Source organism: Chryseolinea lacunae (genome assembly GCF_016735595.1).
Lineage (GTDB): Bacteria > Bacteroidota > Bacteroidia > Cytophagales > Cyclobacteriaceae > Chryseolinea > Chryseolinea lacunae.
In genome coordinates, this window is the sequence record NZ_JAERRB010000007.1 from 251,181 (window position 1) to 263,219 (window position 12,039).

The 12,039-nt window shown below is 53.4% G+C and carries 10 protein-coding genes; all 10 read left to right on the forward strand.

Features of this window, described 5'->3' with window-relative positions; translation table 11 throughout:
* Position 1 precedes the first annotated feature (1 nt).
* The 10 genes from JI741_RS20480 to JI741_RS20525 all read left to right on the forward strand — a co-directional run bounded on the left by JI741_RS20480 (position 2) and on the right by JI741_RS20525 (position 12,022).
* The gene (locus JI741_RS20480) at positions 2–733 is read left to right on the forward strand and encodes an MIP/aquaporin family protein (protein ID WP_369411836.1); all 732 of its coding nucleotides are present in this window, start codon (positions 2–4) and stop codon (positions 731–733) included.
* A 9-nt stretch (positions 734–742) separates the two neighbouring features.
* Complete coding sequence (glpK, locus tag JI741_RS20485; RefSeq protein WP_202012973.1) at positions 743–2,221, forward strand: glycerol kinase GlpK; 1,479 nt, start codon at positions 743–745, stop codon at positions 2,219–2,221.
* Positions 2,222–2,259: 38 nt separating this feature from the next.
* Positions 2,260–3,918 (forward strand): glycerol-3-phosphate dehydrogenase/oxidase, encoded by a 1,659-nt coding sequence (locus JI741_RS20490; protein WP_202012975.1) that lies wholly within the window; start codon positions 2,260–2,262, stop codon positions 3,916–3,918.
* A gap of 151 nt (positions 3,919–4,069) precedes the next feature.
* Complete coding sequence (locus JI741_RS20495; RefSeq protein WP_236676191.1) at positions 4,070–5,008, forward strand: ROK family protein; 939 nt, start codon at positions 4,070–4,072, stop codon at positions 5,006–5,008.
* Between the two features lie 27 nt (positions 5,009–5,035).
* Positions 5,036–6,010, forward strand: coding sequence for a carbohydrate kinase family protein (locus JI741_RS20500; RefSeq protein WP_202012976.1), 975 nt, complete (start codon positions 5,036–5,038; stop codon positions 6,008–6,010).
* A gap of 50 nt (positions 6,011–6,060) precedes the next feature.
* Positions 6,061–6,717: a beta-phosphoglucomutase gene (pgmB, locus tag JI741_RS20505; protein ID WP_202012977.1), complete on the forward strand. Its 657-nt coding sequence runs from the start codon at positions 6,061–6,063 to the stop codon at positions 6,715–6,717.
* A gap of 54 nt (positions 6,718–6,771) precedes the next feature.
* The gene (locus JI741_RS20510; protein ID WP_202012978.1) at positions 6,772–9,060 is read left to right on the forward strand and encodes a glycoside hydrolase family 65 protein; all 2,289 of its coding nucleotides are present in this window, start codon (positions 6,772–6,774) and stop codon (positions 9,058–9,060) included.
* A gap of 136 nt (positions 9,061–9,196) precedes the next feature.
* Positions 9,197–10,483, forward strand: coding sequence for a hypothetical protein (locus JI741_RS20515; RefSeq protein ID WP_202012979.1), 1,287 nt, complete (start codon positions 9,197–9,199; stop codon positions 10,481–10,483).
* Between the two features lie 74 nt (positions 10,484–10,557).
* On the forward strand, positions 10,558–11,532 hold the full coding sequence (locus JI741_RS20520) for a M48 family metallopeptidase (protein ID WP_202012980.1): 975 nt from the start codon (positions 10,558–10,560) through the stop codon (positions 11,530–11,532).
* Positions 11,495–12,022 (forward strand): hypothetical protein, encoded by a 528-nt coding sequence (locus JI741_RS20525; RefSeq protein WP_202012981.1) that lies wholly within the window; start codon positions 11,495–11,497, stop codon positions 12,020–12,022. The genes JI741_RS20520 and JI741_RS20525 overlap by 38 nt, the downstream gene beginning before the upstream one ends.
* The last annotated feature ends 17 nt before the right edge of the window (positions 12,023–12,039 follow it).

Below are 12,039 nucleotides of genomic sequence, written 5' to 3' on the forward strand. Positions count from 1 at the left end.
ATTGACGCTAACCAAACCGACTGTTATGAGTCCTTACTACGCTGAATTTATCGGCACCCTCATCATCATTTTGCTGGGCGACGGCGCCGTGGCGGGCGCCTTGCTGAAAGGCACCAAATCGGAAAACGACGGCTGGCTCACCATTGTGATGGCCTGGGGCCTGGCGGTGACGCTGGCCATTTTTGCCGTGGGCCGCATCAGCGGAGCGCACCTCAATCCCGCCATCACCATCGCGCTTTATCTCACCGGAGATTTTCCCCAGGATAAAGTGGCGGGCTACATCATCGCGCAGTTTGCCGGAGCCTTTGTAGGCGCCATTCTCGTGTGGCTGCATTTTCTGCCGCACTGGGAACGCACCGACAGCGCATCAAAGAAGCTTGCTGTGTTTTGCACGGGTCCGGCGGTTCGGTCAACACCGGCAAACCTGGTGAGCGAAGTGATTGCCACGGGAGTGCTGGTGTTCGCCATTCTCTTCATTGGCGCCAATGAGTTTGCCGCCGGCATCAACCCGCTCATTGTGGGCGGTCTCATCATCTCCATCGGTCTCAGTCTTGGTGGCACCACGGGGTTTGCCATCAATCCCGCGCGCGACCTTGGGCCACGGCTGGCGCACTTCATTTTGCCCATCCCCGGCAAGGGTTCGTCCGACTGGTCCTATAGCTGGATACCCGTGGTAGGGCCGGTGCTGGGTGGCGTGTTGGGAGCCTGGATGTTTAAAGCATTGTTTGTTTAATTCTAAAGCATGAAATACATCATCGCCCTCGACCAGGGAACCACCAGCTCACGGGCCGTGCTCTTCGACGAGCATGCCGACATCAAGGGCATTGTGCAGCAGGAATTCCGGCAGATCTTTCCGCAGCCGGGCTGGGTAGAACACGATCCACACGAGATCCTGAGCACACAACGCATGGTGCTGGAAAAGTTGATACAGACGCACAACGTAGACGCATCGTCTATTGCGGCTATTGGTATCACCAACCAACGCGAGACCACGCTGCTGTGGGATAAAAAAACCGGAGAGCCTCTCTACAACGCCATTGTGTGGCAAGACAAACGCACCGCGCCGCTATGCGAGGCATTGAAGGCAGAAGGCCTTGAAAATCACGTGCGCGAACGCACGGGTCTGGTGATTGATTCATACTTCTCTGCCACCAAGATCAAGTGGATACTCGACGCTGTTCCCAACGCGCGCGAACGGGCAAAGCGGGGAGAGATCGCCTTTGGCACCGTAGACACCTGGCTCATCTGGAACCTCACCAACCGCAAGGTGCACGCCACCGACTATTCGAACGCGTCGCGCACCATGCTGTTCGACATTCACACGCTCACGTGGGACAAGACTATGCTGGCCGCTCTCGACATTCCGGAATCTATTTTGCCCGAGGTGAAACCCTCGTCGCATCACTTTGGAAACTGGACACACAACGGTGTTGACATTCCCCTGGCGGGCGTGGCCGGCGATCAGCAAGCAGCCTTGTTTGGTCAGGCCTGTTTTTCGCCGGGCATGGCCAAGAACACCTATGGCACCGGCTGCTTCATGCTCATGAACACGGGCACCAAGATTCAACAGTCGCGCAACGGGCTCATCACCACCATTGCGTGGGGCCTTGACGGCAAAGTCGAGTATGCACTGGAAGGCAGCGTGTTTATTGCCGGCGCGGCAGTGCAATGGCTGCGCGACAGCCTTCATCTTATCGATCAATCAAAAGACTCGGAATACTTTGCGGCAAAAGCACTCGGCTCAAACGACGTTTATGTGGTGCCCGCCTTTGCGGGATTGGGTGCGCCCTATTGGGACATGTATGCCCGCGGGGCGATCTTTGGATTGACACGCGACACAGGCAAGGATCACATCATCAAAGCCACCCTCGAGTCGCTGGCCTATCAGACCAAAGACATCCTCAACGCCATGCAGGAAGACGCCGGGCTGACGCTGGCCAGTTTGAAAGTGGATGGCGGCGCCTGTGCCAACAACATCCTGATGCAATTCCAGTCCGACATTCTGGGCACCGAAGTCGAACGACCAGAGATCATCGAGTCTACCGCGTTGGGTGCGGCCTACCTCGCCGGCATACAGGTGGGACTTTGGAAGAAAGAAAGCATCACGTCGAACCGTAAAATTCAGAAACGCTTCACACCCCAGATGGACGAGGCCACCCGCGTCAGGCTCTACAAGGGCTGGACAAAAGCTGTGGAGCGCACAAAAGGATGGGTGGACTAGAGCGTTACTAAGATTATATCATCACTAAACAAAGCTTCGTGACTCCGTACTCATACCACGACCGCCCCATCCTGCTTCGCCAGTTGGCTACCGAAGAATTCGACCTGGTCATCATTGGTGGTGGCATTACCGGCGCGGGCATTGCGCTCGATGCCGTTACGCGCGGCCTGAAGACTGCACTGGTAGAGAAGAAGGACTTTGCCTATGGCACCAGCAGTCGTTCCACAAAGCTCATCCATGGCGGTCTGCGCTATCTGAAGCAACTCGAGTTTGGATTGGTGAAGGAAGTGGGCAGCGAGCGCGCCGTGGTGCACGCCCTGGCGCCACACCTGGTGGTGCCCGAAAAAATGCTGCTACCCCTTTCCGAAAAGAAAGGTCTTGGCTATTGGCTCACGTCCATTGGGTTGAAAGTATACGACCTGCTGGCCGGTGTGAAAGCCGAAGACCAGCGCAAAATGCTCACCAAGGCCCAGACGCTTCGCCATGAACCGCTGCTTAAAAAAGACGACATCAAAGGCGGCGCCATCTATGCCGAATACCGTACAGACGACGCACGCCTCACCACCGAAATCATAAAAACCGCCGTGAGCCACGGAGCCGTTATCCTGAACTACACCCGCGTGCTTGAATTCCAATACGCAGCCGAGAAAGTAGCCGGCGTGATGGTAGACGACGAACTGACGGGCGAACGCTACACCATCAAGGCCAAAACCGTGGTGAGTGCTGCCGGCCCGTGGGTAGATGAACTGCGCGACATCAACAAATCGAAAAGCGGCAAGCGGCTGCACCTCACCAAGGGTGTGCACATTGTGGTGCCACACAGTCGCTTCCCCGTGAAGCAGGCCATCTATTTTGATGTGGAAGACGGCCGCATGATCTTCGCCATTCCCCGCGGGCGGATCACCTACATTGGCACGACAGACACCAACTACAATGGCGACAAAGACGAGGTGTTTACTTCGCCGGAAGATGCACACTATCTTATTCAGGGCGTCAATGCCACATTTCCATCGGTAGGGCTATCGGTCGCCGACATCGAGTCGAGCTGGGCGGGGCTTCGGCCGCTTATTCACGAAGATGGCAAGTCGGCGTCGGAGCTTTCGCGGAAGGACGAGATCTTTGAATCTCCCACGGGCCTCATCTCCATTGCCGGGGGCAAGCTTACGGGCTACCGCAAAATGGCGGAGCGCGTGGTGAACCTGGTCATCAAAAATCATTTTCAGCAGAAAACCCTGAAGCCAAGCCAGACACAAAAGCTGTGGCTGTCGGAAAAGCATTTTGCCAACACCCGGCAGGTGAAGGATTTTGCGCGTGAATTGCAACGACGACTGGCACCCCTTGCCTTGCCCGACCACACGGCGGCCTACCTGGTGGAGAACTATGGCTACCAGGCTGAAGCCATTGTGCGCCGTGCCGAGATCGGGGCCAGCGGAGAACCGTCGGCCGACCTGGCCTTGCTGAAGGCTGAGTGGTGGCATTGTGTGCACGGCGAGATGGTGTGCACCCTGCAAGATTTTTTTATTCGCCGCACCGGCCTCAGCTATTTCAACCGGCAGCGTGTGCTTCAATGGCAGGACGCGATGGCCGCCGAAGGCAAGACGTATTTCAAGTGGGACGACGCGCGTGTGGCTCAGGAGCTGACGGATCTGAACACTTTCCTCGACTCGCTCACACGCTTTCGCACAGCGCCATTCTAAACATCATTCCATCGCTTTTGTTTAACCGATCCGTGGGGCCGACAGGTTCGCTATGCGCTTCGCATTCGATTTTAAAATTAAGATTTAATCAACGATTGATTTTCAGATTAGACTCTTAAATTACGGTTGGAAAACGATTGTTCAACAGTTCATGACGAGTAGCAAAAAAAGCATGGGAGATGAAAAGAGCCTCTGGGGTGTAGACCTTGGCGGCACGAAAATAGAAGGTGTTATTTTAAAATCGGCTGCGAATCCCGAAGTGCTTTTTCGCCATCGTCTTCCCACCGAGGCCGACCAGGGCTACGCTCACATCCTGGACCAAGTCAAAAAACTAATCGACAAAATGCAAGCCGAGGCGGGCTATCTTCCCGCGCACATCGGCTTTGGCACGCCGGGAACTTTGGACCCGAAGCGGGGCGTAATGAAAAACTGCAACACCGTGGTCATGAATGGCCAGCCCATGAAAGTTGACCTCGAAAAAATGCTTGGCGTGAGAGTGGAGATGGCCAACGATGCCGATTGTTTTGCCCTGGCCGAGGCGCGCTATGGCGTGGTGAAAGATCAGTTCCCGGACGCCCGCGTGGTGTTTGGCGTCATTCTCGGCACCGGCGTTGGCGGCGGCATTGTGGTGGATGGAAAAGCGATCATCGGCCTGCAGGGCATAGCAGGGGAGTGGGGTCATAATTTTCTCGACGAATCGGGCGGCCCGTGCTATTGTGGCAAGACCGGTTGCGTGGAAAAAGTGATTTCAGGACCCGCGCTCGAAAAATATTACTTCAACGAAACAGGAAACAAAAAGCCATTGAAAGACATCGTGGCCCTGGCCGAATCGAAAGTGGACCCCACCGCGCAGAAAACCATGTTGCGTCTGGTTGAATTCTATGGCAAGGCACTGAGCGTGATCGTGAACATACTCGACCCCGACGTGATTGTGATTGGCGGCGGCGTGGGCAACATCGACTTGCTCTACGACCGCGGTCTCGACGCTTTGCGCAAGTATATCTTTAACACTTCCCTGGACACGCCCATAGTCAGGCCGTTGCTGGGCGACAGCGCCGGCGTGATTGGCGCAGCATTTCTGGTGAGCTAACGACATTCCCCAAACTTTCAGAGCGATATGAAACGAATAGCAGTGCTTGGACCCATACCCCGCGATCACATTGTGACACACCAGGGTGATCTGATTCAAAAATGGGGATGCGTGACGCACCCCGTCATCGCTTTGTCAGTGCTGGCCGGCGATCGCATCGAAATCATTCCCGTTTGCCACATCCGCCAGGTGGACCTCGACAACGTGAAAGAAGTGTTTCGTGGCTACGAAGGTATCAACACCAAACAGCTCACCACCAAAAACGACCAGGGCGACATCATCAGTCTGAGGTTTCTCGATATGAACAATCGCGTAGAGCGGCAAACCGGTTTTATGGACCCCATTCTTCCCGCCGACGTGAAAAGCATTCTCAACTGCAAAGTGTTTGTGTTCATTCCTATCAGCGACTATGAAGTGTCGCTCGACACCCTGAAATATCTGAAAGAAAACAGCAAGGGCACCATCATCTTCGATGCGCATGGTCCCACCACCGCCTGCCTCTTCAACGGCGAGCGGCAACGCAAATTCTGGGTCGACCGCGACCAATGGCTCCCCTACATCGACGTGCTGAAAATGAACCTGGAAGAAGCACATGCCTCCTGGTTCAAAAAAGAATATGAAACCAGCGATTACTATACCGACAGTGACGAAGTGGACCGCGAGGAGCTGGCCCGGTTTGCCACGCATTGCCTCAACATGGGCGTGAAATGCGTCTATATCACTGTTGACTCACGGGGTTGCCTGACCTACTACAAAGAGAAAGGCAAAGTGAAGGAAGAGATGGTGCCCGCCGTGAAAGTAGACAACGTTGTGGACACCACGGGATGCGGCGATTCGTTTGCCGGTGGCGTGGGCTTTGGTCTTTTGCAGAAACCCACAGACTATATAGGCGCCGCGCGCTATGGAAATGCGTTGGGTGCATTGCGTACACAGGGAAAAACGTTTGCAGTATTTAAGTCGCTGGAAGAAACGAATAAACTGATCAAGGAAACGTACTTTTAACAAACCCAGCGAACGTCACACTCACACTTCGGACCTAAACTAATCCCACATTGACATTGATTAAGGCATGTATTTTTGACCTGGATGGCGTAATTGTAGACACGGCGCACTATCACTTTCTGGCGTGGAAGCGACTGGCCGACGAACTCGGCATCGCGTTCACCCCGGAAGACAACGAACGTCTGAAAGGTGTGAGCCGCATGGCGTCTATGGACATCCTGCTCGAGGTGGGTGGCGTAACACTTTCGGACCACGACAAGGAACGGCTGGCCAACAAAAAGAACACCTGGTTTGTTGACTATGTGGAGCGCATGGTTCCCGAAGAAATATTTCCCGGCGTGAAACAGCTCATTGAAAAACTGAAAGAGAAGGGCATCAAGATCGGCCTGGCCTCCAGCAGCAAGAACGCGAAAACGGTGCTGCAACGCCTCTATGTGGAGCCGCTGTTCGACGTGGTGGTGGACGGAACCATGGTGAAGAACTCGAAGCCCGATCCTGAAATATTTCTGCTGGCCGCATCGCGTCTGGGCATTGCGCCTGCCGACTGCGTTGTGTTTGAAGACGCCGAAGCGGGCGTGGAAGCCGCCCTGGCCGCGGGCATGAAGTGTGTGGGGATAGGCTCGCGCGATCAGCTGGGAAAGGCCGATCGGGTGATCCGCACCACCAGCGATTTTCAAGCCGCAGACCTCGCCACCCTGGCACACTAACAACGAACCTGGCCCCAACCTCTATAAATCTTTAAAAGAATCTAACGCTGCGCTATGAAGCAATACCTGAAGCATCACGAATGGCATATCATTGAAGAAGGCCTCGACCCGCACTACAACAAAATATCGGAAAGCGTTTTCAGCATCGGCAACGGCCGCATGGGACAACGCGCCAATTTTGAAGAAGAATATTCCGGCGAAACCCTGCGCGGCAGCTATGTGGCCGGCGTATACTATCCCGACAAAACGAGAGTAGGGTGGTGGAAAAACGGCTATCCCGAATACTTTGCCAAAGTGCTGAATGCCCCCAACTGGATCGGCATCCACATCACCATCGACAACCAGAAGCTTGACCTTGCCAAATGCAAGGTGGAAGACTTCCGCCGCGTGCTCGACATGAAGACCGGCCTGCTGTCGCGAAGCTTCGCCGCCACGTTGCCCGACGGTAAAAAAGTGAAGGTTGAATCGAAACGTTTTTGCAGCATGGCAAACGGCGAGGTGGGCGCGATTCGTTATGCCATCACACCCCTCAACTTCACCGCCAAGACCACGCTGTCGCTGTATGTGGACGCCGATGTGGTGAACAAAGACTCCAACTACGACGAGAAGTTCTGGGAAGAAGTGAACAAGGAAGCCACCGAAGGCAGAGCCATTGTGACGGCCCAGACTAAAAAGACATTCTTCCACGTCACCACCGGCATGCAATATGTGATCACCAACGACGGCAAGAAAGCAACGTTCGATCGCGTGAACATAGAGCTGCGCGAGAAGTATGCGGGCAACGTGATCCAGCTCGATTTGCAGGAAGGCAAAGAGCTGGTAGTCTACAAATACGCCGCCGTGCTCTCGTCCGAAAACCACGCGAAGGATGCGCTCGTTACAGCCTGCGCCAAGGTGCTGACCGAAGCCGTGGCAAAAGGTTTCGACGCGTTGTTCGAAGACCACGCGCGCGTTTGGGCGCACAAGTGGGACGGATGTGACATCACCATCGAAGGCGACATTGCCGCCCAGCAAGGCATCCGTTTCAACATCTTTCAACTCACGCAAACCTACACCGGCGAAGACGAACGCCTCAACATCGGACCCAAGGGATTTACGGGCGAGAAATATGGAGGAAGTACCTATTGGGACACCGAAGCCTATTGTTTACCCTTCTTCCTCGGCACAGCCGAAGAAAAGGTGGCTCGCAACCTGCTGGTGTATCGCTACAAACACCTGGAGCGTGCCATCGAAAACGCCGGCAAGCTGGGCTTCAAAGACGGCGCAGCACTCTATCCCATGGTGACCATGAACGGTGAAGAATGTCACAACGAATGGGAAATCACCTTCGAAGAAATTCACCGGAACGGTGCCATCGCGTTTGCCATCTTTGACTACATACGTTACACAGGCGACGATGCCTACCTCGCCGAGTTCGGATTGGAAGTGCTGCTGGGCATATCACGATTCTGGTCGCAGCGCATCACATGGTCGTCTGACAGAAACCGGTTTGTGATGCTGGGGGTGACCGGTCCCAATGAGTATGAGAACAACGTGAACAACAACTGGTACACCAACACCATTGCCACGTGGACCTTGCAATACACACTCGACGCGTTAAACCTTGTGGGCAAAAGCAACCCGTCGCGTCTCGCGGAGATCATTGCAAAAACAAACTTCAAAGAGACAACAGAAACCCATCGCTGGAGAGAGATCATCGCGAAAATGCACTACCCGCACGACGAAAAACGCGGCGTGTATTTGCAGCAGGACGGCTTCCTCGACAAAGAACTGTTGCGCGTGAGCGACCTCGGAAAAGACGATCGCCCCATCAACCAGAAATGGTCTTGGGATCGCATTCTGCGTTCGTGCTTCATCAAACAAGCCGACGTGCTGCAAGGCATATTCCTTTTCGAAGAACGCTACGACATTGAAACTATACGTCGCAACTTCGACTTCTATGAACCGATGACGGTGCACGAATCGTCGCTGTCGCCATGCGTGCACGTGATTCTGGCGTCGAAGCTGGGCTATAAAGAACGCGCCTACGAATTTTATCTGCGCACCTCACGCCTCGACCTCGACGACTACAACAACGACACGGAAGACGGTTGCCACATCACTTCGATGGCCGGCACGTGGATGAGCATAGTGAAAGGCTTTGGCGGCATGACCGTGAAAGACGGCACACTGCACTTCAATCCATTCACACCAGATCAATGGAAATCGTATTCGTTCCGCCTGGAGTTCCGTGGTCGCGTGATCAAGGTAAAAATTTCTACCGACGCTGTGGAAACGGAATTGGAAACGGGCGAGCCGCTGGAGATATTCCTGCATGGCAAGCCGGTGTTGTTGAAGAAATAATGTAGAAAGTCATGTACATGCACGAAGCATGCTTCACAATAGGAGAGGCTTGTTCCGAAACGGACAGCCTCTTTTTTTGTAAACAGGAAAATCAATATTTCTTTATCTTAGCAGACGCTCATCTAAAGTTTCTGTTATGGCAATCGAAATCCCTACCACATGGACACCCGTGCGCAAACTGGTGTTCCGATTCGCCTTCCTTTATTTCTTGCTCTATACATTTCCCGCTCCGGTCGGCATGTTTGTGCCATGGCTGAATTTTCTAACCACCGGCTTTTGGGACGCTGTTGTCGTATGGACGGGACATTCTGTATTTCACGTTGACATCACCGTGCGGCCAGCCGGAAGCGGCGACACCACCTGGAATTATGTTCAGCTATTTTGCATCATCATCTTTTCGTTGCTGGGCACCGTGGTGTGGTCGATGGCCGACCGCAGGCGGGCAGACTATAGTCGGCTCTTTACGGCTCTCACCATTTGGCTGCGCTACTACCTGGCCATGCATTTAGTATTTTATGGAACGGCAAAAGTATTCAAGACCCAGTTTCCCTTTCCCATACACGAACAACTGATGACCCCCATGGCCATGATGTCGCCGATGGGACTGCTCTGGAGGTTTATGGGCTACTCCACATTGTACAACATCTTCACGGGCGGCTGCGAAGTGCTGGGTGGACTCTTGCTTTTCTTTCGAAGAACCACAACGCTTGGGGCACTGGTGAGCGTGGGCGTGATGATCCACGTATGGATTCTGAATCTGAGCTACGATGTGCCGGTGAAACTCTTCTCGGGCCACCTGACACTGATCGCCATCTTCCTGCTGATGCCTCAACTGCGCCGTCTCACAAACTTCTTCGTTCTCAATAAACCGGTAGCCCCGGAAGTGATCGTGCCGTTGTTTGAAGGACGGAAGGCGCGCTGGTTCATGCTTGCCGGGAAACTTATCATGATCGGATTTATTGCCGGCTTTGGCGTGGTTGGCAGTATAAACAACAGGGCGGAGATAGACGCCTTCCATGCGAAAGCAAAAGCCAGGTCCGAAAGTGCCGTGGGCACATATGAAGTGATCGAGCAGCGCACCAACGGTGTGGCCATACCCACCGAAAATGCTACCGCACGCTGGAAACAAATTTCAGTGGCCACCACCGACCGTGCCACCGTGCACTACATGGACGGCGCCGAAATCCAATGGCGTTTCGCTGCCGATTCGGTGCGCGCAAAAATGAGTCTTGTCAGCTTCGACTACTCCACCATCTACCAATTCAAATACAAAACCCAGGCAGGAAACCTCTATGTATTAAAAGGAACTATGAACGGCGATTCCATTCACATACAGATGCGCAAGAATCCCGGAGGAAAGGAACAGATGCCATTGACAAGCCGTGGATTTCATTGGATAAATGAGTTTCCGTTCAATCAATAAAACATTCCCCACTGGCTACAAGGTCATGTTATGATGAAATGTTATCTTGCGCTAATCTTCAAGCTTTGTGAGTTATGTTTCGTGCCTTTTGGTTTCTCAGCACAGTGTCGGTTTTGATCACCTGTGTATTTCAATGTTCTTTTGCCCAATTGTCCCAAAACTACAAATCACTGGCCGTGTCGGGTGGGAGAGATCTAAAGCTCATTGGAGCCCTGCGCGATCAACTTGGCGATGAATTGAAGCGCATTGAAAAAAAGGAACGAACGCCCTACGTCATCACCCGCTACAACCACAACACGCAAAGCCTTGTCAAGTTGGTAAAGGCACGGCGCGTTGTTAAAAACGACACCCTTCAGCGCGTTGTCGACCAGACATTCGACAGCTTGCTGCACAACACGCACCTAAGAAGTAAACCCCGGCGGGTGCTCATTGTGAAGTTGCCCTATGGGAATGCGATGTGTATGGGAGAAGGAACGTTCCTGATCACCACGGGGTTGCTGGGCCGTATCACAAACGAAGCCCAGCTGGCCTTCACGTTGGCGCACGAAATAGCCCACTACGAGCTAAACCATGTGCGCGACCGGGTATTGAAAGCGGCGAAAATGGAATATGAGAAAAAGGCCAGACAGGCGATGGTGAAGATATTTCGCCCCACCAACGTGGTGGGCCTGAATGAACTTGACTCGCTTCGAAAATTGGTCTATACCATGAGCCGCTTCAGTCGCGAGAACGAACGCGAAGCCGACTCGGTGGGTCTTGTTCTGATGCGCAACGCAGGCTACCAACCCCAGGAAAGCATTAGCCTGCTTTCGGTGCTGGATTCGATTGACTACACCAAGGAAAGACTGGGATACAAATTGTTTGTTGAATTCGACTTCGCCAAATATCCTTTTCAAGACTACTGGCTTCGCGACAGGCCCAGTGTTTACTCAAAAATGAGCGCTGATTATTTTCTCTTTTCACGCGACTCCATTCAGTCTCACCCCGAAATTGTGCAACGCCAAAATTTGGTTGATAGCACAATTGACCGAGCAGGAGCCTGTCACTGAAGCCGAAGCCAACCCGGCGCTACTGGACAGTGCCATTCAGTTGGCCGAGTTTGTTGATTTGGAGACAGCAACCGAAGCCCGACGCTACGACTATGCCATGCTGTTGGCGTTAGAGCTAAAAAACAGATACAGCCGAAACCGATACCTGGCAACGACCATCAGCAAAATACTGGTCGACCTCTACGATGCGAAAAACGAAAACCGCATGCGAGAGTACGTTCCATTCTATGTGTCTGGCCACGGCGATGAGCTCCGCATGATGAACACCTTTCTTCACAACATCTCCAAGGAAGAAACCGGCGAAATCGCCTTCAACTTTCTCAACAACCAAACCAACTTCAACCCCGACGATCCGGAACACTACCTGATGCTCTGGAAAATCTGCGACGTCACAAAACGCGAGACGGTGAAGGCCAGAGTGAAAGAGCGGTTCAAAACCCGGTTCGGAAAAACAAAGTACTATTTTCAGTACTTCGATAAAATGATCTAGTGCAACAAATCGATTGT

Coding starts and splice junctions, on each gene's coding strand:
- glpK (WP_202012973.1), top strand. CDS start 743: ATGAAATACATCATCGCCCTCGACCAGGGAACCACCAGCTCACGGGCC.
- JI741_RS20495 (WP_236676191.1), top strand. CDS start 4,070: ATGACGAGTAGCAAAAAAAGCATGGGAGATGAAAAGAGCCTCTGGGGT.
- JI741_RS20500 (WP_202012976.1), top strand. CDS start 5,036: ATGAAACGAATAGCAGTGCTTGGACCCATACCCCGCGATCACATTGTG.
- JI741_RS20510 (WP_202012978.1), top strand. CDS start 6,772: ATGAAGCAATACCTGAAGCATCACGAATGGCATATCATTGAAGAAGGC.
- JI741_RS20515 (WP_202012979.1), top strand. CDS start 9,197: ATGGCAATCGAAATCCCTACCACATGGACACCCGTGCGCAAACTGGTG.
- JI741_RS20520 (WP_202012980.1), top strand. CDS start 10,558: ATGTTTCGTGCCTTTTGGTTTCTCAGCACAGTGTCGGTTTTGATCACC.